This window comes from Bradyrhizobium sp. YCK136, assembly GCF_044570075.1.
In the GTDB taxonomy this organism is placed as follows: Bacteria; Pseudomonadota; Alphaproteobacteria; order Rhizobiales; family Xanthobacteraceae; genus Bradyrhizobium; species Bradyrhizobium diazoefficiens.
This window is the reverse complement of the sequence record NZ_CP172424.1, coordinates 2,499,035-2,523,839: the sequence shown is the minus strand read 5'-3', so window position 1 is coordinate 2,523,839 and position 24,805 is coordinate 2,499,035. Positions and strand designations below refer to the sequence as shown.

At 62.4% G+C, this 24,805-nt stretch carries 23 protein-coding genes, 1 tRNA gene and 1 pseudogene; 15 read left to right on the top strand and 10 right to left on the bottom strand.

From position 1 onward, the window contains the following. Positions 1-35: 35 nt before the first annotated feature. The gene (locus ACFLEY_RS11860) at positions 36-536 is read right to left on the bottom strand and encodes an Lrp/AsnC family transcriptional regulator (RefSeq protein ID WP_011089070.1); all 501 of its coding nucleotides are present in this window, start codon (positions 534-536) and stop codon (positions 36-38) included. Here ACFLEY_RS11860 and ACFLEY_RS11855 point away from each other — a divergent pair. From ACFLEY_RS11855 to lpdA, 6 genes are read left to right on the top strand one after another with little or no spacing between them, the layout of a single operon-like run. Beyond that, the gene (locus ACFLEY_RS11855; protein WP_171901082.1) at positions 498-695 is read left to right on the top strand and encodes a hypothetical protein; all 198 of its coding nucleotides are present in this window, start codon (positions 498-500) and stop codon (positions 693-695) included. The two genes, ACFLEY_RS11860 and ACFLEY_RS11855, sit on opposite strands and share 39 nt — an antisense overlap. Next, entirely contained in the window at positions 692-982 is a 291-nt protein-coding gene (locus ACFLEY_RS11850) for a hypothetical protein (RefSeq protein WP_244647664.1), read from the top strand. Before ACFLEY_RS11855 ends, ACFLEY_RS11850 begins: the two co-directional genes overlap by 4 nt. Next, entirely contained in the window at positions 979-2,211 is a 1,233-nt protein-coding gene (locus tag ACFLEY_RS11845) for a 3-methyl-2-oxobutanoate dehydrogenase (2-methylpropanoyl-transferring) subunit alpha (RefSeq protein WP_060908510.1), read from the top strand. The genes ACFLEY_RS11850 and ACFLEY_RS11845 overlap by 4 nt, the downstream gene beginning before the upstream one ends. A gap of 3 nt (positions 2,212-2,214) precedes the next feature. After that, the gene (locus ACFLEY_RS11840; protein WP_060908511.1) at positions 2,215-3,231 is read left to right on the top strand and encodes an alpha-ketoacid dehydrogenase subunit beta; all 1,017 of its coding nucleotides are present in this window, start codon (positions 2,215-2,217) and stop codon (positions 3,229-3,231) included. After that, positions 3,231-4,514, top strand: coding sequence for a dihydrolipoamide acetyltransferase family protein (locus ACFLEY_RS11835; protein WP_060908512.1), 1,284 nt, complete (start codon positions 3,231-3,233; stop codon positions 4,512-4,514). Before ACFLEY_RS11840 ends, ACFLEY_RS11835 begins: the two co-directional genes overlap by 1 nt. Before the next feature lie 13 nt (positions 4,515-4,527). Continuing rightward, positions 4,528-5,925, top strand: coding sequence for a dihydrolipoyl dehydrogenase (gene lpdA / locus ACFLEY_RS11830; protein ID WP_060908513.1), 1,398 nt, complete (start codon positions 4,528-4,530; stop codon positions 5,923-5,925). A 238-nt stretch (positions 5,926-6,163) separates the two neighbouring features. Here the strand turns inward: lpdA and ACFLEY_RS11825 are convergent, their stop codons facing one another. Together ACFLEY_RS11825 and ACFLEY_RS11820 are read right to left on the bottom strand one after the other, a co-directional pair. Then, a complete protein-coding gene (locus tag ACFLEY_RS11825; RefSeq protein WP_211433583.1) occupies positions 6,164-6,919 on the bottom strand; it encodes a hypothetical protein in 756 nt (251 codons plus the stop codon). Beyond that, positions 6,813-8,540 (bottom strand): ABC transporter transmembrane domain-containing protein, encoded by a 1,728-nt coding sequence (locus tag ACFLEY_RS11820; RefSeq protein WP_211434659.1) that lies wholly within the window; start codon positions 8,538-8,540, stop codon positions 6,813-6,815. Before ACFLEY_RS11820 ends, ACFLEY_RS11825 begins: the two co-directional genes overlap by 107 nt. 158 nt (positions 8,541-8,698) lie before the next feature. On the opposite strand from ACFLEY_RS11820, the gene ACFLEY_RS11815 reads away from it, so the two are divergent. Genes ACFLEY_RS11815 through ACFLEY_RS11785 form a run of 7 tightly spaced genes read left to right on the top strand, consistent with a single transcriptional unit; the run spans position 8,699 to position 16,174 of the window. Next, on the top strand, positions 8,699-9,019 hold the full coding sequence (locus tag ACFLEY_RS11815; RefSeq protein ID WP_028176116.1) for a helix-turn-helix domain-containing protein: 321 nt from the start codon (positions 8,699-8,701) through the stop codon (positions 9,017-9,019). Then, the gene (gene hyfB, locus ACFLEY_RS11810) at positions 9,019-11,034 is read left to right on the top strand and encodes a hydrogenase 4 subunit B (RefSeq protein ID WP_060908516.1); all 2,016 of its coding nucleotides are present in this window, start codon (positions 9,019-9,021) and stop codon (positions 11,032-11,034) included. The genes ACFLEY_RS11815 and hyfB overlap by 1 nt, the downstream gene beginning before the upstream one ends. Continuing rightward, complete coding sequence (locus ACFLEY_RS11805) at positions 11,025-11,981, top strand: respiratory chain complex I subunit 1 family protein (RefSeq protein ID WP_028176117.1); 957 nt, start codon at positions 11,025-11,027, stop codon at positions 11,979-11,981. Before hyfB ends, ACFLEY_RS11805 begins: the two co-directional genes overlap by 10 nt. Before the next feature lie 5 nt (positions 11,982-11,986). Continuing rightward, entirely contained in the window at positions 11,987-12,649 is a 663-nt protein-coding gene (locus tag ACFLEY_RS11800; RefSeq protein WP_027548289.1) for a hydrogenase-4 component E, read from the top strand. Next, positions 12,646-14,097 carry a hydrogenase 4 subunit F gene (locus ACFLEY_RS11795; protein WP_060908517.1) on the top strand — a complete coding sequence of 484 codons (1,452 nt, stop codon included), beginning with the start codon at positions 12,646-12,648 and terminating at the stop codon, positions 14,095-14,097. The genes ACFLEY_RS11800 and ACFLEY_RS11795 overlap by 4 nt, the downstream gene beginning before the upstream one ends. A gap of 18 nt (positions 14,098-14,115) precedes the next feature. Next, complete coding sequence (locus ACFLEY_RS11790; RefSeq protein WP_211433580.1) at positions 14,116-15,627, top strand: NADH-quinone oxidoreductase subunit C; 1,512 nt, start codon at positions 14,116-14,118, stop codon at positions 15,625-15,627. Positions 15,628-15,640: 13 nt separating this feature from the next. Then, a complete protein-coding gene (locus ACFLEY_RS11785) occupies positions 15,641-16,174 on the top strand; it encodes an NADH-quinone oxidoreductase subunit B family protein (RefSeq protein ID WP_060908519.1) in 534 nt (177 codons plus the stop codon). Between the two features lie 85 nt (positions 16,175-16,259). Here the strand turns inward: ACFLEY_RS11785 and ACFLEY_RS11780 are convergent. Continuing rightward, positions 16,260-16,463, bottom strand: a pseudogene (locus ACFLEY_RS11780) (IS630 family transposase); the annotation flags it as partial. A gap of 438 nt (positions 16,464-16,901) precedes the next feature. Continuing rightward, complete coding sequence (locus ACFLEY_RS11775) at positions 16,902-17,222, bottom strand: helix-turn-helix domain-containing protein (RefSeq protein ID WP_011089086.1); 321 nt, start codon at positions 17,220-17,222, stop codon at positions 16,902-16,904. Between the two features lie 493 nt (positions 17,223-17,715). Between ACFLEY_RS11775 and ACFLEY_RS11770 the strand changes: the two genes are divergently transcribed. Continuing rightward, entirely contained in the window at positions 17,716-18,225 is a 510-nt protein-coding gene (locus ACFLEY_RS11770) for a hypothetical protein (protein WP_396604641.1), read from the top strand. Between the two features lie 411 nt (positions 18,226-18,636). On the opposite strand, the gene ACFLEY_RS11765 is transcribed toward ACFLEY_RS11770, so the two are convergent. The 5 genes from ACFLEY_RS11765 to ACFLEY_RS11745 form a co-directional block, all read right to left on the bottom strand. Further along, positions 18,637-18,712: transfer RNA gene (locus ACFLEY_RS11765), tRNA-Lys, on the bottom strand. 167 nt (positions 18,713-18,879) lie between these two features. After that, a complete protein-coding gene (locus tag ACFLEY_RS11760; RefSeq protein WP_060908522.1) occupies positions 18,880-19,476 on the bottom strand; it encodes a Spy/CpxP family protein refolding chaperone in 597 nt (198 codons plus the stop codon). Positions 19,477-19,673: 197 nt separating this feature from the next. Further along, positions 19,674-20,678 carry a TRAP transporter substrate-binding protein gene (locus ACFLEY_RS11755; RefSeq protein ID WP_060908523.1) on the bottom strand — a complete coding sequence of 335 codons (1,005 nt, stop codon included), beginning with the start codon at positions 20,676-20,678 and terminating at the stop codon, positions 19,674-19,676. 228 nt (positions 20,679-20,906) lie between these two features. After that, positions 20,907-22,469 carry a 2-isopropylmalate synthase gene (locus ACFLEY_RS11750; RefSeq protein WP_011089175.1) on the bottom strand — a complete coding sequence of 521 codons (1,563 nt, stop codon included), beginning with the start codon at positions 22,467-22,469 and terminating at the stop codon, positions 20,907-20,909. A 451-nt stretch (positions 22,470-22,920) separates the two neighbouring features. After that, positions 22,921-23,184 (bottom strand): hypothetical protein, encoded by a 264-nt coding sequence (locus tag ACFLEY_RS11745; protein ID WP_028176124.1) that lies wholly within the window; start codon positions 23,182-23,184, stop codon positions 22,921-22,923. Between the two features lie 278 nt (positions 23,185-23,462). On the opposite strand from ACFLEY_RS11745, the gene ACFLEY_RS11740 reads away from it, so the two are divergent. Further along, positions 23,463-24,695 carry an SMP-30/gluconolactonase/LRE family protein gene (locus tag ACFLEY_RS11740; protein ID WP_060912657.1) on the top strand — a complete coding sequence of 411 codons (1,233 nt, stop codon included), beginning with the start codon at positions 23,463-23,465 and terminating at the stop codon, positions 24,693-24,695. Positions 24,696-24,805: the final 110 nt, after the last annotated feature.

Genomic DNA, 24,805 nt, shown 5'->3' with positions numbered 1-24,805 from the left:
GCCCGCCCCTCAGGGGCCGTTCGAAACAGCCGCGCTTACGGCGGACCGGCCTTGGAGGGATCGATCGAAATCTGGCGCTTCAGGGTGCGCAGGCCGAATGTCGTTCGCGACTGCCGAATACCCGGTATCCTGTACAACGACTGTCGCAGGAAGCGCTCGTAGTGATCGGTGTCTCGCACGACGACCTTGATGAGATAGTCGTAATCGCCGGTCACCAGGTAGGCCTCCATCACCTCCGGAATCCGCGACAGGGCAGTACCGAAGCGATCGAGCACCTTATCGTCATGCTTGTCCAGCGTGATCTCGACGAAGGCGATGTTGTTGTATCCGAGATTGGCGTGATTGAGCACCGCGACATATTTCTCGATCGCTCCGTTTTCCTCCAGGCGCTTCACTCTGGTCCAGCATGGAGAACTCGAGAGCCCGACCTGCTCCGCCAGCGCACTCGTCGTCAAGCGGCCGTTCTCGCAAAGCGCAGAGAGAATCCGGCGATCCAGATGATCGAGATCCTCGACGGGGCTGCGCTTGGAGGGCACGGGTCAATCCTTCTGTCTTTTTGCATTCCGGCGGGAAACTTTTCCGCGATTCCGGCCAATACACCGGAATTTTGGGAAATTTTCTCGAACCAGAAGATTATCATTGTGCGGCGGGAGAACATGACATGCAACCTCAACAGCGCCGATCCGTCAGCGTGATCGCCACCACATCCGACCCCTTTGACGGGATCGTTCGGCTCGTCCTCGACGCGGCGCGGTTCGGCTTCGGCCTCGACCAGGTCGCGATGACGACCTGCCCCGGTGGCGGCCGGACGATACGGATGGTCCTTGAAGTCCAGCCGTCGGCCGATTGCGCTGACATCGCGGAACGGCTGTCGCGCCATCCGGCGATCACGGACCTTCGCGTCGTGGGGCTCGCGCGCGAGGAATCCGGTCGGCCAGGCGTTGTCTCTGCAGAACCGGCAAACGAGCGGATGCTTCCATGAACAGCCCCACGCCACTTCGCTTTCACGTTCCGGAGCCTGCAAGCCGTCCGGGGGGCAAGCCGGATTTCTCCGGCGTCTCGATTCCGAAGGCGGGCTCGGTCCGGCGTCCGCCGGTCGACGTGCTCCCTGAGGAGATTCGTGACCTCGCCTACTCGATCATCCGCGTGCTCAATCACGAGGGCCGGGCAATCGGGCCATGGGTGCCGGACCTCTCCCTGGACGAACTGGTCGCCGGCCTGCGCCACATGATGACCCTGCGCACGTTCGACGCGCGCATGCAGATGGCGCAACGTCAGGGCAAGACGTCTTTCTACATGCAGCACACCGGCGAGGAAGCGGTGAGCTGCGCGTTCCGCATCGCGCTCGGCCCCGACGACATGAACTTCCCGACCTACCGTCAGGCCGGCCTGCTGATCGCGCATGACTATCCGCTCGTCGACATGATGTGTCAGATCTATTCCAATGAGCATGATCCGCTAAAGGGCCGGCAATTGCCCGTGATGTACTCCTCGAAAAAGCACGGCTTCTTTTCGATTTCGGGCAACCTCGCCACGCAGTTCGTCCAGGCGGTCGGCTGGGCCATGGCGTCGGCGATCAAGCGCGACAACCGCATTGCCGCCGCCTGGATCGGCGACGGCTCGACGGCGGAATCGGATTTCCATGCGGCGCTTGTCTTCGCCTCGACCTACAAGGCGCCGGTCGTCCTCAACGTGGTCAACAACCAGTGGGCCATCTCGACCTTCCAGGGCATCGCGCGTGGCGGCTCGGGCACCTTCGCGGCGCGCGGCCTCGGCTTCGGCATCCCCGCGCTCAGGGTTGACGGCAACGACTATCTCGCGACCTATGCCGTCGCAAAATGGGCGATCGAGCGGGCGCGGCTCAACCTCGGGCCAACACTGATCGAATACGTCACTTACCGCGCCGGCGCGCATTCGACGTCGGATGATCCTTCCGCCTACCGGCCGAAGCACGAATCCGAGGAGTGGCCGCTGGGCGATCCCGTGATCCGGCTCAAGCAGCATCTCATCGCAGCCGGCGCCTGGTCGGAAGAGCGCCACAAGCAGACCGAGGCCGAGATTCTTGCCACCGTCATCGCCGCGCAGAAGGAAGCCGAGACCTTCGGCACCCTGCATTCCGGCGGCAAGCCCTCGGCGCGCGATATCTTCGAGGATGTCTATGCCGAGCTACCGCCGCATCTGCGTCGGCAGCGCCAGCAGATCGGAGTCTGAGCCATGCCGCGCATGACGATGATCGAGGCAATCCGCTCGGGGCTCGACGTCTCGATGGCTCGCAACGACGACGTCGTGGTCTATGGCGAGGACGTCGGCTTTTTCGGCGGCGTGTTCCGCTGCACGCAGGGCCTGCAGCAGAAGTACGGCGTCTCGCGCTGTTTCGATGCGCCGATCAGCGAATGCGGCATCGTCGGCACCGCGATCGGCATGGCCGCTTATGGACTGCGCCCCTGCGTCGAGCTTCAGTTCGCCGATTACATGTATCCGGCCTACGACCAGATCGTCTCGGAGGCAGCTCGCCTGCGTTATCGTTCGGCTGGCGACTTCACCTGCCCCCTCGTCATCCGCATGCCGACCGGCGGAGGCATTTTCGGTGGACAGACCCACAGCCAGAGCCCCGAGGCACTCTTCACCCATGTCGCGGGACTGAAGACCGTAGTGCCGTCCAATCCCCATGATGCGAAGGGCCTCCTGATCGCGGCCATCGAGGATCCGGATCCCGTCATCTTTCTGGAGCCAAAGCGGCTCTACAACGGCCCGTTCGACGGTCATCACGATCGCCCGGTCACCGCATGGGCCAAACATGAGCTCTCCGAAGTGCCGGAGGGACACTACACCACGCCGCTCGGCAAGGCGGTGACGCGGCGCGCCGGAGAGGCCGCCACCGTCCTGACGTACGGCACCATGGTTCACGTCGCGCTGGCGGCAGTCGAGGAGACGGGCGTCGATGCCGAGGTGATCGACCTGCGCACCCTGCTTCCGCTCGATCTCGAGACGATCATCGCTTCCGTCGCCAGGACCGGCCGCTGCATCGTGCTGCACGAAGCAACCCTGACCTCCGGCTTCGGCGCGGAGCTCACGGCGCTGGTGCAGGAGCACTGCTTCTATCATCTCGAAGCGCCGGTGATGCGCGTCACCGGCTGGGACACGCCCTACCCGCATGCCCAGGAATGGGACTATTTCCCCGGTCCTATCAGGCTCGGGCAAGCGCTGCGCGACATCATGGAGACACGCTGATGGGTGAGCGCAGCGTCAAGCTTCCCGATATCGGGGAAGGCATCGCCGAAGCAGAACTCGTCGAGTGGCACGTCAAGGAGGGCGATCTTGTTCGCGAGGACGACCTGCTCGCCACCGTGATGACCGACAAGGCCTCGGTCGAGATTCCCTCGCCGCTCGCAGGCGAGGTCAGCTGGATCGGCGCCCGGATTGGCGATGCGGTGGCGATCGGCTCGACGCTCGTGAAGCTCAAGGTCGCAGGCGATGATACCTCGGAGCCGGTAGACGAGGCACCGACGGAAGACGTCGCCACACCATCGGCCGTGACGAACGCCGAAACCCCGGATGCTGTGCCAACGCCCCCTGCCCGCATCCGCCCCGCGGCCATCGAGGCCCGGCCGGCGACCACGTCTGCGGTCCGCCGCACGCCGGGCGAGAAGCCGCTGGCCTCGCCCGCCATACGCCTCAAGGCGCGGGAAGCCGGCCTGGACCTGCGCCAGGTCCACGGCACAGGCCCCGCCGGACGCATCACCCACGAGGACATCGACGCCTTCCTGTCGCGCGGGCCGGCACCGACCCATGGTCGCGGCATGGCTCCGAAGACCGCCGTCACCGACGTCAAGGTGGTGGGCTTGCGCCGCCGCATTGCCGAGAAGATGGCGCTGTCGAAGTCTCGCATCCCGCACATCACCATCATCGAGGAGGTCAACGTCTCGCCGCTGGAGGATCTGCGCGCGACGCTGAACAGGAAGCCTGCGCCGGAGCACCCGAAGCTAACGCTGCTGCCGTTCCTGATGCGGGCGATGGTCAAGGCGCTTACCGAGCAGCCCGCGCTCAACGCTCTCTATGACGACGAGGCCGGCATCGTCCACGAGCATGCCGGCATCCATATCGGCATCGCAACCCAAACTCCGTCAGGCCTCGTCGTGCCCGTGGTGAAGCATGCGGAGGCGCGCGACCTCCGGGACTGCAGCATCGAGCTGAACCGTCTCGCGCAGCGCGCCCGCGAGGGCACCGCGACGCGCGAGGAGCTGACCGGCTCGACAATCACCATCACCTCGCTCGGCGCGCTCGGCGGCCTTGCGACCACGCCGGTGATCAATCATCCCGAGGTCGCCATCGTCGGCGTCAACAAGATCGCGATACGTCCAGTCTGGGACGGCACGCAGTTCGTGCCATGCAAGATGATGAACCTCTCCTGCAGCTTCGATCACCGCGTCATCGACGGATGGGACGCCGCCGTCTTCGTGCAGAGGCTCAAGGAGCTACTGGAGAACCCGGCGACGATCTTCGTCGACCCCTAAGGCAGAGCAAGCAATGACCGAAATCACCTGTCAGCTCCTCGTGGTCGGTGCCGGGCCCGGCGGCTATGTGTGCGCGATCCGCGCCGGCCAGCTCGGCCTCGACACCGTTCTCGTCGAACGCGGCAAGCTCGGCGGAAGCTGCCTGAACGTCGGCTGCATTCCTTCGAAGGCGATGATTCATGTTGCCGAGGAATTCGAGAAGCTGGCGGAGGCAGCTGATGGCAAGACCCCCTTTGGCCTGACGGCGGCGCAACCTGCGCTCGACTTCAAGCAGGCGATCGCCTGGAAGGACGGCATCGTCCATCGGCTGAACAACGGCGTCGCTGCGCTGCTCCGCAAGGCCAAGGTCAAGATCGTCCAGGGCCATGGACGCTTCCGCGACGGCAAGACGATCGTCGTCGAGACCGAGACCGGCCCGAAGACGATCAAGGCCGAGACGGTGGTGATCGCGACCGGCTCGGCTCCTGTCGAGCTGCCGACCCTGCCGTTCGGCGGCAGGGTCATCTCCTCGACCGGTGCACTCTCGCTCGCGGAGGTGCCAAAATCCCTCGTTGTCGTCGGCGGCGGCTATATCGGGCTCGAGCTCGGGACCGCCTTCGCCAAGCTGGGGAGCAAGGTTGCGGTGGTGGAAGCGCAGGACAACATCCTGCCGCTCTACGACGTCGAGTTGACGGCTCCGATCGCCAGACGCTTGACCGCGCTCGGCGTCGAGGTGCTGACCGGTGCCCGGGCGCTCGGCCTGACCGCTCAGGGCGACGGATTGCGCGTCGAGACGCCCGATGGCCAGGAGAGCAGCCTGGCGGCTGACAGGATTCTCGTCACGGTCGGGCGCACGCCGGTCACCGAGGCATTGGGGCTGGAGCAACTCGTCCTCGACATGGATGGTCGCTTCATCCGTATCGGCCAGCATTGCGAAACCTCGATGCGCGGCGTCTACGCGATCGGCGATGTCACGGGAGAGCCGATGCTGGCCCATCGCGCCATGGCGCAGGGCGAGATGGTGGCGGAAATCGCAGCCGGCATGCCACGCGCGTGGGACAAGCGCTGCATCCCGGCGATCTGCTTCACCGATCCTGAGATCGTCTCCGCGGGCTTGTCGCCGGACGAGGCTCGCCGGGCCGGCATCAACATCAAGGTTGGACAATTTCCCTTTGCAGCCAATGGCCGCGCGATGACGCGCCATGGCGAGCCCGGCTTTGTGCGCGTCGTCGCCAGGGCCGACAATCAACGCGTTCTCGGTATCCAGGCGGTTGGACAGGGCGTCTCGGAGCTTTCTGCCGCATTCGGCCTGGCGATCGAGATGGGCGCGGTCCTGCAGGACATCGCCGGCACGATCCACGCGCATCCCACGCTGGGCGAAGCAATTCAGGAAGCGGCCTTCAAGGCACTCGGCCACGCGATCCACGTCTAGGCCGTCGCGAGACGAAGAGCACGTAGGCGCCTCTAGCGAAGAACGTCCGCGGGATCGCCGTCAAAGTGATGTTGACCGAGCTTGCTCAGAGCGCTTCGGTCTTGCCGCATAAGGATTCGTTCCCGTCGAGCCAATGAGGGGAGACAGAGTCGGTGGAAAACGGCTGGCCGACCTTCCGGCCGACCACAACGCCGCGCCCACGGCGCAACGTCATATGCGCGAGGCCCGGTCCAGCATCTCACCGCGGCACTAAGGAGATATCAACCGACGGGCGCAGTTCGGCGCAGACCGCAAGCACCTCGTGGATATCGCTGGCGAGGAACTTGTCGAACGGAGTGTTGTCGCCTACCGAGGCCCCCCCGATTATGGGGAAGGCCTGTTGCTTCAGAATATAATCAAAACGCGACGCCCACTTGCGGGCGCCGAGCCGCGCCGTGGTCGAGCAATTGTCGACCATGTATGACACGCCCTTATGGCTCATATAGGGATTGAGCGAGTCGACCGCCTCGATGATTGATTCATTGGCGATCTCCGAATACGGATGGCCGTGATCCTTTAGCACATCGACCTGCGCCATCATGCAGGCTAGATAGACACCGGCGGTTTCCGGATTGACTGGCGCATAGTTGCGCTCCTTATCGACGCGCACCTTATCGCCGACGGTCCACATTTCGGTGGTGTCGATGTTGCGCATCGGATAGATGCCGTGGCGGCGGGTTGCCTGTATGACGCTGCGCACCTCGTTGCCCGAGACAACGTCGTCGTAGATCTCCTCGAGAATCTCACGGCACGGATGGTACGAGGTGTTGTAGGCGGCGCGGAACGCCGCCTTCTCCTTGTCCTCAAGCTGCTCGTACACCGCCTTCAGACCGGAGCGCGAGATCGTCTTACTGATAGGCCCGGTGATCGACTCCGCGGTGTTGAGGAAGGCGTTGTCCTTCGACATTCCCTCCCCGACAAACCGCTCGTAGAGACTCTCCGCGATGCCATGCACAGCGCCTAGCAAAGCGCGTGGACTGGCCCTCGCGGCCCGTCAGATTGTCGACCGCCGCCATCGCCTTCAGCGTGCCGATCCCCGTGACGCTTTCGACGAGGAAGGACTGGTTCTCCGCGCCGCGTTTGAATTTCTCGTCGAGACGGGCGCGCAGCGGCGGCGTCACGATCACCGAGATCGCGACATAGAGGGGGATCGACAGCGTGACGACCAGGGTCAATAGCGGACTATAGGCGTACATGACGCCGAAGAAGACGATGGTGAAGAAGAGATCGATCACCACGGTGACGGCATTCGAGGTCAGGAACTCGCGAATGCGGTCGAGCTCGCGCACGCGGGCAACGCTGTCGCCGACACGGCGTGCCTCGAAATACGACAGCGGCAGGTTGAGAAGATGCCGGAACAGCTGCGCCGAAAGCTCGCTGTCGACGCGATTGGTGGTGTGAGCAAACAGCCAGTTGCGCAGCGCCGACAATCCGGTCTCGAAGATCAGCACTGCAGAGAGCCCCACCGCCAGCACGTCGAGCGTCGTCAGCGACTGGTGGACGAGCACCTTGTCGATGACGAGCTGGAAGAAGATAGGTGAAATCAGTCCCATCAGTTGCAGGAAGAAGGACCCGATCAGCACGTCGCGCAGCGGCCCCCGGTATTTCACGAGCGCAGGAATGAACCAGCTGATGTCGAAGGGGCGCGTCGCCCCCGCCATCAGCTCGCGCGTCGTCATGAGCAGCAGCCGTCCGGCATACCGGCCGCCAAAATCGTCCGCCGACCACACCTCGGGGCGCCCGCCATTGCCGCGCTGGATCAGGAAGCGCGATCCAGCCGGCTGCTGGTCGATCTTGAGCAGAACGACGGCTTCGCCGCCCTCCAATTCGGCGAGCGCAGGCAATGGGACCTTGTGAAGCGCCTCAGTGGCCGCAGGCTTCACCTTGGCGACGATCTTCAGCCGCCTGGCGATCCGGGCGAGGTCCTCAAGCTGGTATCGCTCGCCCGGCGAGCCATGGTCGTGAGCGATCTGACCAGCGTCGGCCGGGACGCCAAGGAGTTTGGCTACCAGAATGAAGGAAAGCAGCGACGCCGGAAGATCAGGATCATTGCCGCTCGTTATGTCTGCAGTCTCGTCAGGCGCTTTCGCAATCGCAATGGTCATGACCCAGACTTCACACCCAGCCAGAACAGCCTGAATCCCAACCGGGAACCATGCAGGATTTGCCTGGTCCCGCGACTCGCGCAACAGATTGAGACAACAACTTAACCACGGATAACACGATCGCTTACATCTAACGTTGTTCAATGGGCAAGCCAAGCCCTCGTTCGTCGCCCCCGACGAAGGTCGAGGTGGCCATACGATCGGTCCGGCGGCGTGGTGGAGGCGCGGCAACGCGAATGTCGAGGTCAGGAACAATCGCGACGATACGCGGCGACCTGCATCGATCGTCCGGGCCATTGCGGGCCCGAGCCGTTCGACGACAGTATCGCTGCGGGTCGCAAACACCTTGTGATGCAGGCGGTCGTCAGGCCCGCTCCCGACGGCGCCCTGCGTGGCGCGCAAACCGGCACCGCCCGCGACGACAACCTCAAACGTATGGTCGATGAGCTCGCACGCGGGTGCCGAACTCATGTTGGCTCCCGACGCATCAGGATTGGATGCCGACAGCCCGCGATGACATTTCGTTTAGATTAGATGTTTTAACTATCATATATTGACATTATAACATGACTAGTTACGATAGAAGGATGACGTTTGGTGTTCGTTCGAATCGGGTGGTGGGGCGATCGATGATCACAGCGGCTCAATTGCGGGCGGCCAGGGTGCTCCTCGGCATCGATCAGCGACGGCTCGCAGAACTGTCCGGGCTTTCAGTGCCAACGATCCAGCGCATGGAGGCGAGTGAGGCCATGGTTCGGGGCAATGTCGATTCGCTGGTGAAGCTGATTACAGCTCTCGACACCGCCGGCATTGAGTTGATCGACGAAGGGGCTGTCAGTAGCGCCGAGGGGCGCGGGGTGCGGCTGAAAGTCAATTCCGGATCGGCAAAAATCTATTTGAACAATCAGATAGAGAACAAAGCATCAAGCGGAATGAAGGCGCGCAGGTAATGTCGGCTGTCGTTTTGCAAATGCTGTGTGTTGCCGGAATGCTTGGATCGGCAGTTCTGGCGATTGTTCTGAGCCGCTCAACGATCGCCACGACCATCATCTACGGCGCGACATTAGCCGCGTCTGCGATTGCGTTGATAGGATCCATTCACTGGTTGCTGGGCGATACCGCGAGCGCCGCCGATCTGATTCTGCCAATCGGATTGCCGTGGCTTGGCGCCCATTTCCGCCTCGACGGACTGGCTTCGTTCTTTCTCGTCGTCGTCAATCTCGGAGGGGCATCGGCAAGCCTCTATGGTCTCGGCTACGGTCATCATGAGGAGGCGCCGCAGCGCGTGTTGCCCTTCTTCCCCGCCTTCCTGGCAGGAATGAATCTTGTGGTGCTGGCGGGTGATGCGTTTTCTTATCTGCTTTGTTGGGAATTCATGTCGCTCGCGTCCTGGGCGCTCGTCATGGCGCACCATCGTGAACCGGGCAACGCGAAAGCCGGTTACGTCTACCTCGTCATGGCGAGCTTCGGCACGCTCGCCCTGCTGCTAGCCTTCGGCCTCTTGGCGGGGCCGGCGGGCGACTACGAATTTGCCGCCATTCGCACGGCTCAACATGCGCCCTACGTGGCCACGTTGGTGTTGATCCTCATGTTGCTCGGCGCCGGTTCAAAGGCGGGCCTGGTGCCGCTGCACGTCTGGTTGCCGCTCGCGCATCCCGCGGCGCCGAGCCACGTCTCGGCGCTGATGAGCGGCGTCATGACCAAGGTCGCGATCTACGGCTTCATTCGCGTGGTATTCGATCTCCTGGGACAGCCGAGCTGGTGGGCGAGTGTGATCGTGCTTTCTCTTGGCGGCCTCACTGCCGTAATGGGGATCTTGTATGCGATGATGGAAAAGGACCTCAAGCGCCTGCTCGCCTACAGTACGATCGAAAATGTCGGCGTCATATTCGCAAGCCTCGGCCTTGCATTGGCCTTCCAGGCCAACGGCCTGAAACTACAGGCCGCGCTCGCGTTTGCGGCGGCTCTGTTTCACGTTCTCAATCACTCCTTCTTCAAGAGTCTGCTTTTCTTCGGCGCCGGTGCCGTGCTGACCGCGACCGGCGAACGGGACATGGACAAGCTGGGTGGCCTCATTCATCGCATGCCGTACACAAGCTTCGCCGTTCTCGTCGGCTGTGTCTCGATCTCAGCGCTTCCGCCCTTCAACGGTTTCGTCTCGGAATGGCTCATGTTCCAGGCTGTATTGCAGAGCCCGGAGTTGCCGCAATGGGCGCTGAAGATCACCGTGCCTGCGGTCGGAGCTCTATTGGCCTTGGCGGCTGCGTTGGCAGCGGCGTGTTTCGTGAAGGCCTACGGCGTGACCTTTCTCGGGCGTCCGCGCGGCGTGGCGGCGGAAACCGCAGAGGAAGTCGACCGCTACTCGCTTTCGGCAATGTTCATCCTCGCCGCACTTTGCTTGCTGGCCGGAATTCTGCCGGGACTGGTGATCGACGCGCTTTCGCCGATCACGCTGCAGATCCTCGGCGGCCGCATGCCGATCCAGGCCAACGAACCCTGGCTTTCGATCGCGCCGATTGCGGAGAGTCGCAGTTCATACAACGGGCTGCTTGTTATGGTGTTCATCGCGATATCCGCTTCAGCGGCCGTCGTCTTTATCCATCGCTTTGCCTCTCGTGCCTTAAGGCGGGGGCCGGCCTGGGGCTGTGGCTTTTCCGATCCGACACCCGCGGCCCAATATTCGAGCGGAAGCTTCGCTCAGCCTATCCGCCGCGTCTTCGGTACGCTCGTGTTCCACGCCCGCGATCATGTCGAGATGCCGCCCCCCGGGGATATCAGGCCAGCGCGCCTGCGAATCGAATTGCACGATCTGATCTGGGAGCGAATGTATGAGCCGATAGCAGGCGCCGTTGGCTTCTCTGCCGATAAACTCAATCGCCTACAGTTCCTGACCATCCGGCGCTATCTCAGCCTGGTCTTTGCGACCCTCGTCACACTCCTTCTGGTTCTCGCGATATGGTCGTGATGTCGGACATTCTTGTGCAAGGCATGCAGATGCTTCTGGTGCTGCTGCTGGCGCCGCTGCTGACCGGCTTTGTGCGCAAGATGAAGGCCCGCCTGGTGCGTCGCCAGGGAGCGTCGGTCTTTCAACCGTATCTTGATCTCCTGCGATTGCTCCGCAAGGAAGTGGTGCTGGCGGACAACGCCTCCTGGCTGTTCCGCGTGACACCCTATGTAACCTTCGCCGCGATCTGGGTTGCCGCCGCCCTGGTGCCGACGTTCGCTACCGGCCTCCTCTTCAACTGGACGGCGGACTTGATTGCCATCGTGGCGCTGCTGGGAAGCGCACGCTTCTTTCTTGCGCTCGCCGGGATGGACGTCGGCACCAGTTTTGGCGGCATCGGCTCCAGCCGCGAAGTCATGATAGCGGCGCTTGCGGAGCCGGCGATGCTGCTATTTGTATTTTGCACGGCGCTGATTGCCGGCTCGACCCAACTTTCGACGGTCGCAAATTTCATGGCCTCGTCCTATGTCGGCTTACGGGTATCGCTGGGAATGGCGATGATCGCGCTCATCATGGTGGCGCTCGCGGAGAACGCGCGAATACCGGTGGACAATCCCGCAACGCACCTGGAGCTCACCATGGTGCACGAAGCGATGGTTCTCGAATATTCCGGTCGTCATCTCGCAATGATCGAATTCGGCGCCTTCCTCAAACTGTTGCTCTATGTCTCGCTGATCGCGTGCGTGTTCCTTCCCTGGAAGATAGCAGTCTTCGGTACCGGGCCGTTTTCCTATGCCATCGGCGCCGTCGCCTACCTCGTCAAGCTCGCGGTTGCCGGCTTTTTCCTTGCGCTGTTCGAGACCGCCACGGCGAAAATGCGGGTCTTTCGTGTTCCGCAATTTCTCGGTGCGGCCCTCATGCTGGGCCTGCTCGGCACCCTCCTCCTGTTCGTGTCAAAGAGCTTCTGATGCAGATGCACAGCCTCTCCTTCGACGTCTCGCACACGCTGGCCGGTGGGCTCGTCCTGATCAGCTTCATGATGCTGTACCAGGACAGGCTCTATTCGCTGCTCAACGTTTTTGCGCTTCATGCCCTGGTGCTCGCGCTGTCCGTCGCTTGGCAGGCCTTTGTCCAGGACGCGCCTCATCTTTACATCACGGCTGCAATCGCGCTCGTCTTCAAGGCGATCGTCATTCCGGTGGCGCTGCATCGCATCGTCAAGCAGCTTGGGATACATCGTGACATCGAGTCCGCCGTGGGGATCGGCCCGACCATGCTGGCCGGGATGGCACTGGTTGCCCTCTCAATGGTGCTGATGCTGCGGGTGACCGCGGAGGCCGATCCATTGGCGCGCGAGGATCTCGCTTTTGCCTTGTCGGTCGTACTGCTCGGACTTCTGGTCATGGTAACCCGTCGCAACGCCGTCAGCCAGGTCGTCGGTTTCATGTCGCTCGAGAATGGGCTGGTGCTGGCGGCAACCGGCGCCAAGGGCATGCCGCTGGTGGTTGAGATCAGCGTCGCCTTCTCGATCCTGATCGCATTCATCGTCATCGGCATCTTCCTGTTCCGGATCCGCGAACGTTTCGATTCCGTCGACGTCTCCGCGCTCGATGACTACCGGGGCGAACGGCGATGAACATAGCTTCCTTCGATTCGGTCGCAGCCATCCTGGTAATTCCGATCGGCTCGGCAGCGCTGCTCGCCGTTCTGCCGGGTTACCGGCTGACGGCACGGTTGAACGTCGTGGCGAGCCTGGCGACATTTCTTTCGGCCCTCTCGTTACTCGTCATCGAACGTCCGCCGCCGGGGCCGTACGTGCTCGTCGACGATCTCAACATCGTCTTCATCGTGCTCAACACCTTCGTGGGATTCACGACCAGCATCTTCAGCGCCAGCTACATCGCGCATGAACTGGAGACTGGGCGGTTGACACCGGTTTATCTGCGTTTCTACCACGCCATGTATCAGACCATGATGTTCGGCATGAACCTAGCTTTCGTGTCGAACAATATCGGGCTGATGTGGGTCGCGGTGGAAATTGCGACGCTCACCACGGTACTGATGGTCGGCATATATCGTACCCACGCCGCTCTGGAAGCGGCATGGAAATATTTCATTCTGGGGAGTGTCGGCATCGCATTCGCCCTGTTTGGTACCATCCTGGTCTATATGGCGGCGCGTCCGGTCATGGGCGAGGGGCAGGACGGCATGGTCTGGACACTTCTGATCCAACATGCCGCGAATTTCGATCCTGCGCTTCTCAACGTCGCTTTCATATTCCTGCTGCTCGGCTACGGCACCAAGGTCGGTCTGGCGCCGCTGCACGCATGGCTGCCCGACGCCCACGCCGAAGGTCCGACGCCCATATCGGCGGTACTGTCGGGGCTGCTGCTGAATGTCGCGCTCTACGCGCTATTGCGCTTCAAGATATTGCTCGCCGCCAATCCGGCGGCAATCGCTCCCGGCCCCCTGATGGTGACGATGGGCCTGGTTTCGCTCCTCTTCGCAGCTTTCATGCTCTACCGCCGACGCGACATCAAACGGCTGTTCGCCTATTCCTCGATCGAGCACATGGGCATCATCGTGTTCGCGTTCGGCATGGGCGGCCCGCTCGCCAATTTCGCAGGGCTATTGCACATGGTGATGCACAGCCTGACCAAGTCCGCGATCTTCTACGCCGTCGGGCATATATCGCAGATCAAGGGCACCCAGCGAATCTCCCGGATCCGGGGCTTGACCGCGACCCATCCGGCGCTCGGCTGGGGTCTGGTAACGGGCGTCGTCGCGATCGCCGGCTTGCCGCCGCTCGGCATCTTCATGAGCGAATTCCTGGTCGTAAGCTCGACCTTCGCACGCCAGCCGCTGCTCGCGATCGTGCTGGTGTTCGGGCTGTTGTTGGCGTTCGGCGCTTTGACGTTGCGCCTGACGAGCGTCGCATTTGGCGAACCTCGAGGCAGCACCAAGTCAGCCGAGGCTTCCTACGTGCCGATGTTTGCCCATCTCTCGCTGGTTCTGATTGCGGGACTCTATCTTCCGGCGCCGCTCGTCACATGGTTCCAACACGTGGCACGCCTTCTTGGATAGTTTGGAGATCAACAGGATATGCCATCGCTGATCGATCTCATGCTGGAGGGCCGCCCGGTCCAACAACACAGCCCGTGGCCGCGAGCTACAGTCGATGCTTCCGTTTGGACATTTGCGGCAAGCGAGCTGGCACATGGACGCTGGAGCCTGCTTGGCCTTTGGGGAGAACCCTCAACGGTGCACATGGCGATTATGGATGGACATACGGCAGAAGTCGCCACCGTCAGCCTGGACTGCCCCGACCGCACTTATCCTTCGGTCGGCAAACACCACCCGCCGGCGCTTCGACTGGAGCGCGCCATCAACGATCTGTTTGGTTTGTCAGCGGAAGGCTTGCCCGACACTCGCCCGTGGTTCGATCACGACTGTTGGGCCGTTCGCTTCCCCTTGGGAGACCGTATCAACGCGTTGTCGAAGGCATCCCCCTATCATTTCCTGCCGGTGGAGGCCGACGGTCTGCATCAGGTCGCGGTCGGTCCGGTGCACGCGGGAATTATCGAACCGGGGCATTTTCGGTTTACGGCCAGCGGTGAGACTGTGGCCCGGCTGGAGCAACGGCTGGGATATACCCACAAGGGTATCGAGGGGCTCATGACTGGAGCCAATCTTGAACGGGCTGTCCAGCTCGCCGGACGCGTGTCAGGCGACAGCACAGTCGCCTACGCGTTTGCGTTTTCGCGAGCGGCCGAAGCAGCCTTACAGCTTGTCGTGCCCGATCGCGCGGTTTGGCTGCGTGCCTTGCTCGCAGAGCTCGAACGGCTCGCCAATCATCTCGGCGACATCGGCGCAATCTGCAACGACGCCTCCTTTACGCTGATGCACGCCCTTTGCGGCGTGTTGCGAGAGAGCATCCTGCGCGCGTCCGATACCGCATTCGGCCATCGATTGATGCGTGATATCATCGTACCCGGTGGCGTGACCCGCGACCTCATTGAGGAAGGGAGAGAAATCATCCGGACGACGCTGCATACCATCCGGTTGCGCTTTCCTGCTTTGGTCGAGCTCTACGACAATACGGCATCGCTACAGGATCGTACTGTCGATACGGGCGTACTCAAGGCCGCTCTGGCTAGGCAGTATGCCGTTGGAGGCTACGTAGGCCGCGCGTCCGGCCGCTCATTCGACGCACGCAGGACACTTGGGTATGCGCCGTATGACGCACTGCGCTTCGATGTACCGGTCCTGAACGAGGGTGATGTCAACGCTCGCGTCTGGATCCGCGTGCGCGAAGTTGAACAGAGTCTTTTGCTGATCGACCAGATATTGGACCGGCTTCCCGATGGCCCGCTGGGAACGCATGCGGGGCATCGGCGGGAGGCGCGGGAAGGCATGGCGATCGTCGAGGGATTTCGCGGCGACGTTCTGGTTTGGCTCCGCTTGCGGGATGGCAAGGTCGAACGATGCCATCTGCGCGACCCGTCGTGGTTTCAGTGGCCGCTTCTAGAGGCCGCGATCGAGGGCAACATCATCGCCGACTTCCCGCTCTGCAACAAATCCTTCAATTGCTCCTATTCGGGCCACGATCTCTGAGGAACGGCACCAGATGCGCAAGCTGCTTTTTGAGAGCCTGTTTCGCCGGCCGTTCACCGAGCAAGCACCGTCACCGGACGATGCCGCGGTGACCGAGCTCGCAACTGCCGTCGGTCGCGCGGCACGACGGCGCCTCGGCCGAAGCCTCTCGATACGCGAGGTCGATGCAGGATCTTGCAACGGATGCGAACTTGAAATCCACGCGTTGAACAATGCCTATTACGACGTCGAGCGCTTCGGTCTCCGGTTCGTTGCGTCGCCGCGTCACGCCGATGTGTTGATGGTGACCGGACCGGTGACGAAGAACATGCGCGACGCGTTGGAGCGCACCTATCATGCGACCCCCGATCCGAAATGGGTCGTCGCCGTCGGAGATTGCGCCCGGGATGGCGGCTGCTTTGCCGGCAGCTATGCGGTGGTAGGAGGGGTCTCGCAGGTGGTTCCCGTCGATCTTCATATTCCCGGCTGTCCTCCGCCGCCCACCACGATCTTGCGAGGACTTCTCGCCCTACTCGATCAGGCGGCCAAGAACACCAATTCCATTTGAGGCTGTGGCGGCGCCTTCGGCTATTCCAAGCCGGCGTGATCGCAGGGCGCGTTCAGACCGGGATAGTCCTTGCGATGACGCCGATCCTTTTCGCACAGTATCGGGATGACGTTTCCACCGCGTCTAGTCGCGATCCAACGCCGTCGGCCTCATCGCTGGCTCGGCCATCGGCGGCCAGCAAAATCCGTGCGTGCTTGAGCTTGCGGGACGCATGCTTGCCGCCGCCGAGCAGCGCCCTGAGTTCGGTACGCTCGATTCGCCTGAGTTCGACCCGATAGCGTACATTCATGGCGTGCCTCCTCGTTCGAGGCACACACGAACAACTGAATCGGATGGCCGGCGTGAGTCCTGCGGCAAAAACCTTCACGCCCAAGCAGGGGCAGGATCTGGCCTTTATCCCTCTATAGCCGGCTGCATCGCGGGCCCCCGGCCGAAACCGACATGCAGGAATATTTCCGCGTCAGCACGCCGTCGGTTCACCAGATGGTGCTGACGCTGCAGCGCGCTTGCCTCGTCAGAAGGCCGCCAAGGACCTCTCGCAGCATCGAGATCCTCGTTGATCCAAAGTTGCTGCCAGAGCTACTCTGCCCCCAAGACCAACCGGTCATAATCAATGTGCAGTGCTACTAGGCGCCTCAAGGCGTGAGAAACCGCTTGCAAGTACGCTTGTCTTCAGCGTTTTCATCATCCTCGATCGAGAAACCCGTCATTCGAATGGCTCGAGGGGTCATCGCACCCGTTCCAAACTCCGCGGCGTAGAGGGCTTGGACTGCTTCATGTTCTTCATTTTCGGCTTCGCGACGTGCTCCCTGAGACGGACGCCTCGACCACCGGCCGAACTCGTAACCCCCGGATTGATCAATTCGATCCCGGCATTCTCCAGGGCAGAAACCAATTTCATCAGAGAATCGACATTCCCACGGATAACTCCGTCACTTGCTTCCATGCGCTGAATGGTGGGGACTGAGAGACCGGCGAGTTCGGCCGTCTGCCGCTGGTCTATATTCAGGAGCGCGCGGGCGGCCCTGAGTTGATTGGCCGTGATCATGAAATGGCGGCCTTCGGCAAATTTCTCATCGAATATATTTACACCATCTAAATTACCGCTTCAAGCATCAATCTAGATACAAAATATATCACCGCCAGTTCTCGCGGGCTTGAACCGGATTGCGGCCAGAAACCTGTGTCGAATTTCTATCGAAGAATACGGGAAATACTATCAACGGCACCCGAAGTGATTGGTTCTTAGCAAATTACATGATAAGAGATGTTTAAAGCATGCGTTCTAATGCCCATATCTTAAGGTCTTTGTCTGCCGTGAAACTGCTGGGGCGTTATCAAGGAACGAACGGACAGATCGACATCGTCGAGTGTTCATGGGATGGAACACGCGTGTACTTCGAGGAGGGCGTAAGGCAAAGTCAGGCCACGCCCGACGGAGAAAGTGTCTTCACCTATGTGAAGCTCATGGACGAACTTCTGTCTCGGTCCGAACAGATCCTCGTCCTGGGTTGTGGCGGCGGAAATCTCGCGACACGGCTGTGGCGTCTCGGCAAGAGATTGACCATCGTCGACATCAACCCGATCAGTTTCTGCTCGCGCACAGGTATTTCGATCTACCGGACGATCTGCCCTGCGTCGTTTCCGACTTTCGAAAATTCGTATTCGATGACCGCGCATATTACGACGGCATTGCGATCGACGTCGGTGGACCGGGATTCCGATACGCGGAGGAGTTTGACGCGGAGACCTGCGACGCCATCCGCGCCCGTCTGGCACCGGGCGGCCGGATCGTGATGAACGTAACGGTCGCACACGACATCGATCCTACACCCGACCGGATCGCAGCCAGACTCGCCGGTGAAGAATTGCGGACATGGATCGTCGATGAGCAATTCGTCGAGGATCGCAATGCCGTCATCGCCTGCGTCCCCGAGAAGACCTTGGGTTCACCGGCAGCGCTCGATCGCGTGATGCGCCATAGCCATGAACGCTGGGCGATCCGCCGCGGGAGATTGCGAAATCGCGATCTCACAAATGGATCGCGCTAATGTCGCAGCTTCCGGCAGATCGACGTGGATAACCGGCACTGGGTTCGTCTCCTCCTTGGGGAACGGTTGGACGCGAACTGGGACTCTCTCCACAGCGGCCGCGTAAGCATCGATCTGGAAAACTAAGCGCGGTGGATGGTCCACCCTTTCGCGCCACTGCTTGCCGGCAACAGATCGATCGTCCACGGCGTGTCCGGATCGTCACGGACCTTTGGTTTCGCGCGGAAGCCACGATACCCCTACGATCCGTCCTGCCATCGACGGTTCTCGCGTGCCAGATTCCGGGCCGAGAACATTCAGAGCATCGGCAACTCGCGCATGGCGTGCGACGTGCGACCAAAAAAACGTCGCACGAGACCCATTTTCTCGGCATTGCCGCTTGTAACGTATTGATGAGGAAGGATTTTTAAATGGTGGGCGCACCAGGGCTCGAACCTGGGACCCGCTGATTAAGAGTCAGCTGCTCTACCAACTGAGCTATGCGCCCGAAAGGCGGTGAATGCCTTGCGAGGCCGGTCGTTTAGCAAAGCGATCCGGGTCTGGCAAGCGATGTGGCGCATGTTTTCCAAGGTTCTTCCACAGGCCCAAAAAAGCGAAAAGCCGCTGGATTCCAGCGGCTTCGCCAAGGTTAATCCCTGGAAAGTCCAGGTTGGCTCAGAGCCGGCCCTCGCGATCCCGGTCCGGGCCGCCGTCACGGTCGAAACGGTCGCCATGGACGTGGTCCATGCCGCGCTCCATCATGCGGTCCATGCCGCGTTCCATGAAGTGGCGGGGCGGGCCGTCCTCGCCGCCGCCGAACGGGCCGCGGTGACGGGTCAGCACGGCGAGGCGCCGCTTCTGGCCCTCGTCCAGGGTCTTGTAGAGGGGATCGGCGGCATCGGCGATCTTCTTCAGGGCCGCGGAGGAAGCCGCCATGTCCTCGGCGCGCTGGCGCAGGCCGGCGACCGGATCCTCCGGCTTGTCGGCGGCGCCGGGGACGGCACTCATGCGCGCATTGGCGCGGTCGATGCGCAGCTTGGCGAATTCGCGCACGGCGGCCTCGACCGGCGGCCACAGCTTCTCCTGGTCGGCGTTGAGCTTCAGCCCGGCATGGACGGCGGCGATCCGCGCGTCGACGAAGGCGGCGCGGTCTTCCGGGTTCATCCGGACGTGGCGGAAATGCTCCATCCACGGGCGATGAAATTGGGCATAGACCGCGCCCGAGCCGGCGATACTGAGCACGGCGATGGCTGCGATGGTGAATTTCCTCATGCGAACCTCCTCTGGAAGGATGCGCTGAGGATGGGCCCGGGGCATCTGACACGCAAATTACAACTTGGACAGGGAGGGCGTCCTTACGAAGATGTAACGCCTGATTTTTACCTCCAGCCGCAACCGGAAATCATTCGCAACAAAAAATGGGCTTCCGCGCCTGGCACGGAAGCGCCTTCATTCATGCATCCTTTGGATCAGTTCGTCGTGCTCTTCGATTCCTTCAGGAATTCGTCGATCAGCGGCTGGCCGACGCGGCTCGCGGCGTCCTTGTAGACCGGCTCCATCGCCTTGCGCATCGCCTCGTCCTGCTCCGGCGTGAGCTTGATGATCTCGCTCTTGCCGCCCTTCTTGATCTCGGCGAGCGCGTCGTCGTTCTCCTTCTGCGACTGCGCGTTGTTGAAGTCGGTGGCTTCCTTCATCGCCTTCGACAGCTGGTCGCGAATGTCGGCCGGCAGGTCGTCCCAGAACTTCTTGTTCACGATCACGACGTAGCCGATGTAGCCGTGGTTGGTCTCGGTGATGTACTTCTGCACCTCGTGCATCTTCTGGGTATAGATGTTCGACCAGGTGTTCTCCTGGCCATCGACCACGCCGGTCTGCAGCGCCTGGTAGACTTCCGAGAACGCCATCACCTGCGGCAGCGAGCCAAGCGCCTTGAACTGGGCCTGCAGCACGCGCGAGGACTGGATGCGGAATTTGACGCCCTGGTAATCGGCCGGCGCGATCAGCTTCTTGTTGGCGCTCATCTGCTTGAAGCCGTTGTCCCAATAGGCAAGGCCAGTGATGCCCTTGGCGTCCAGGAGCTTGAGCAGCCGCGCGCCGAGCGGGCCTTCCGTCACCTTCCGCAGCGTCTTCAGGTCGGGAAGGATGTAGGGCAGATCGAACACCTCGAACTCGCGGATGCCGAGCGGGCCGAACTTGGAGTTGGACGGCGCCAGCATCTGCACGCTGCCGAGCTGAAGCGCCTCGAGCTCTTCCTTGTCCTTGTAGAGCGTCGAGTTCGGGTAGACCTCGACCTTGACCTTGCCGCCGGTGTACTTCTCGGCGAGCTCCTTGAACTTCTCCGACGCCTTGCCCTTCGGCGTATCGGTGGCGACGACGTGGCTGAACTTGATGATGATCGGCGATTGGGCCGATGCCGGCATGGCCAAGCCAAGTGCCAGTGCCGCGACGGACGCCGCGATCGCGAAGGTGCGCATGATCTCTCCCTGTTGTTATTCTCTTGGGCTGCCCAACGCGGGGCGCCTTATCCAATAGCCGCGAGCATCAATAGCGGCTGGGAGACCGAGCCGCTATTGGCCCTTAGCAGGGCAGCTATTCGCCACCACAACCGGCGTCATTCCGGGATGGTCCGAAGGACCAGACCCGGAATCTCGAGATTCCGGGTTCGCCTCTTCGAGGCGCCCCGGAATGACAAGCTTCGCTTGTCAGCTCGCCGCGGCGGTCGTCACCGTGTCGCGCTGGCGCTTCATGACGATCTTGTTGAGCGCGCCGAGATAGGCCTTGGCCGAGGCCACCAGCGTATCCGGATCGGCCGCGCGCGCCGTCATCGAGCGGCCGTCATGCGACAAACGCACCGAGACTTCCGCCTGGGCGTCGGTGCCTTCGGTCACCGCGTGGACCTGGTACAGCTCGAGCTTGGCTTCGTGCGGAACGAGGCGCTTGATGCAGTTGAACACCGCGTCCACCGGACCATTGCCCTCGGCCTCCTCGATCTTGATCTGGCCGTCGACGTCGAGCTTCATGGTCGCGCGCTGCGGGCCATGGGTGCCGGCGATCACGGTCAGCGAGGTCAGCTTGATGCGGTCGTGGGAGGCCGCCATCTCCTCGTCGACCAGCGCCTCGATGTCCTCGTCGTAGATGTCCTTCTTGCGGTCGGCGAGCGCCTTCATCCGCGTGAACGCATCTTCCAGCTGGTTCGGACCGAGCTTGTAGCCCATCTCCTCCAGTTTGTGCACGAAGGCATGGCGGCCGGAGTGCTTGCCGAGCACCAGCGAGGACTGCTTCAGGCCGACCATTTCCGGCCGCATGATCTCGTAGGTGGAGGCGTCCTTCAGCACGCCGTCCTGGTGGATGCCGCTCTCATGCGCGAAGGCGTTCCGGCCGACGATGGCCTTGTTGTACTGCACCGGAAACGAGGTCGCCGCCGACACCACCTTCGAGGCGCGGGTGAGCTGCGTGGTGTCGATCTTGTTCCAGTAGGGGAATTTGTCGTTGCGCACGTTGATCGCCATCACGATCTCTTCGAGCGCGGCGTTGCCGGCGCGCTCGCCGATGCCGTTGATAGTGCACTCGACCTGGCGCGCACCGCCGACGACCCCGGCCAGCGAATTGGCAACGGCCATGCCGAGATCGTTATGGCAATGGACCGAGAACACTGCCTTGTCCGAGTTCGGCACGCGCTCGATCAGCGTCTTCATGAAGTGGGTGTATTCCTCCGGCACCGTGTAGCCGACGGTGTCGGGGATGTTCACCGTGGTCGCGCCGGCCTTGATGACGGCCTCGACGATGCGGCACAGATAGTCCATCTCGCTGCGGGTGCCGTCCTCGGCCGACCATTCGACATCGTCGATCTGGTTGCGGGCACGCGCGACCATCGCGACCGAGGTCTCGATCACCTGCTCCGGGGTCTTGTTCAGCTTCACCCGCATGTGCAGCGGCGAGGTCGCGATCACGGTGTGGACGCGGCCGCGCTTTGCGAATTTCACAGCCTCGGCGCAGCGGTCGATGTCGGCGGGATGGGCGCGGGACAGGCCGGCGATGACGGCGTTCTTGGAGCGGCGGGCGATCTCGCTGACCGCCTGGAAGTCGCCCTCGGAGGTGATCGGGAAGCCGGCCTCGATGACGTCGACGCCCATATCATCCAAGAGCTCGGCGACCTCGAGCTTCTCCTCGAAGGTCATGGTGGCGCCGGGGCACTGCTCGCCGTCGCGCAGCGTGGTGTCGAAAATGATGACGCGGTCCTTGTCGGACTTGTTCACGGGGGCCATTACTAGATTTCCTTTTGAGCTTTTGCGCCGTTCAATGCTGGGCGCTTGAGGTGTCCGGTGATCTCGACCAACCCCTGAGCGCCCAGGCGCGTGGCGCCCAGCCGGCCCTCAGGGGCAAGTAAGAAGAAGGCCGCCAAGAAGGAGGGTGGGCAGCAGCGCGGCCGGGATCGTGGCGGCGGCCAGAGCCACCTCCCCCGAAATCCCATCGATTTGGCCGCGAATCAGCATTGCCAGACCCTTTTGAGCCCTCAAATCCTCGGTCAAAACCGTTGACGGTTGGTTGCCGGGAGGCCCGATACGCCTGTTTCTAGACGAGAAATGGCCGCAACTGCAACGCCAAAAGATGGTCAGGAAGACTGACCTGATCGGCATCGCGTCGCGTGACGCGCACTTCTGGCTGACGGCGAGTAGATTGCGCCTCGCTCCATCCGAACGACGGAGCAACGTCAAGCTATCCCGCGCGGCGGGCACGGGCCCTGCTCTCCCAGCGATCCAGCATCTGGCCGAGTTCGCCGGTGGCCACCTTCGCAACCGCGTTGGAATTCGCAACTTCGTTGGTGTTGGCGGGCGTCGTGGCGCGCAGCCAGCCCGGCTCGCTGTATTCCCGCCAGCGCCGCGCCTCCGCCCGACGTTTGCGGGAGGCGAGATCGCGGGTGAAATAGCCGGCGGCGAATGCGACGGCGAGCGCAATGACCAGTGCAACAACGGCTAACACAGAGAACTCCGGTATTTGCCCCGCACACCGTTCTGCCAGCATCGCGCGCGAGGTCAAGGCTTGACAGGTCTCAAAACCGGTCCCGGTTAACAGCTCGCGGGCGAGGCGAATTGTCGACTTTCACCTCGCACAGCCCCGCAATGCGGCGATGTTGCGGCGATCTCGCGGCATCGCGCGGAGGCTGCGAACCTGCCACTCGCAACCTGACGCGGACCAGACTAACCTTCGCCGCGCTCGGCCGGATCAACCGGCCAGCCGAACATGACCGGGAGGACGCGATGACACGCCAGGAGGCTCGTGACCACGAGCCGCGTGACCAGGATGCTGCGCTTTCACGACGAACACTTGTCCGGGGACTGGCGCTCGGCGCCGCGGCCACAATGGCCGGCCCCGCGCTGGCCCAGACCGGGCCTGCCGCACCGCCGACGACGATCACGACCCCGCCCCGCGATTTCGGCCCCAACGGCGCGCCGACAACCTATTTCTGGGACCCCGACATCATCGCGGTCGATCCGTCCTTCGACGATCTCGCGCAGCCCAACACGGCGATCAAGCGCCTCTACACCGGCGTGCTATGGGCCGAAGGTCCTGCCTGGAGCGCGCAAGGCCGCTATCTGTTGTGGAGCGACATTCCCAACAACCGGCAGATGCGCTGGAGCGAGGACGACGGCCGCATCAGCGTGTTCCGCTCCCCGTCCAACAACTCCAACGGCAATTCATTCGACTTCCAGGGCCGCCAGCTCTCCTGCGAGCACCTGACACGACGCGTGACGCGTTACGAGCACGACGGCACCGCCACCGTGCTCTGCGACAACTACAACGGCAAGAAGCTGAACTCGCCGAACGATGTCGTCGCGCATCCCGACGGCAGCTACTGGTTCACCGATCCGCCCTATGGCGGCCAGTTGTACGAAGGCGAGCCCGATGTCGCCGGCGGCCCGAGCAATTCGGGCGGCAAGCTCAATCCGCGGATCGGACAGCCGGCCGGCTTCACACCGGGCAAGCGCGAGCTGCCGACCAACTGCTACCGCATCGATCCCTCAGGCCGCGTCGACCTCGTCGTCACCGAGGAGCAGGTGCCGGATCCGAACGGCCTGTGCTTCTCACCCGATTTCAAGAAGCTCTACGTCGTCTCGACCGGCAAGGGACCGGGCGACAGCGGCCCCGGCGGCAAGGGCGAGATTTTCGTGTTCGACGTCGGGACGGACAACAAGCTCTCCAACCAGAAGCGCTTCTCCGACTGCACGATCGACGGCGTGAAGTGCGGCCCGGACGGCGTGCGCTGCGACGTCAACGGCAATGTCTGGGCCTCCAGCAATGCCGGGCGCGCCGTCGGCTATAGCGGCGTGACGGTGTGGTCGCCGGAGGGCAAGCTGCTCGGCCGCATCCGCCTGCCGGAGGTGTGCGGCAACATCTGCTTCGGCAGCCCCAAGCGCAACCGCCTGTTCATGGCCGCGAGCCAGTCGCTCTACGCCGTGTTTACGGCGACGCAAGGCGCGGGGCCAGGCTGAACGGCACAAGCCTTTAATTGCGACACGGCGCCGGCGTGCCTCGCCGGCGCCGAATTGTTTCCATCGCTCCGTCGATGCTTGAATCGGGCGACAAAGGGTGACTTCCGGAT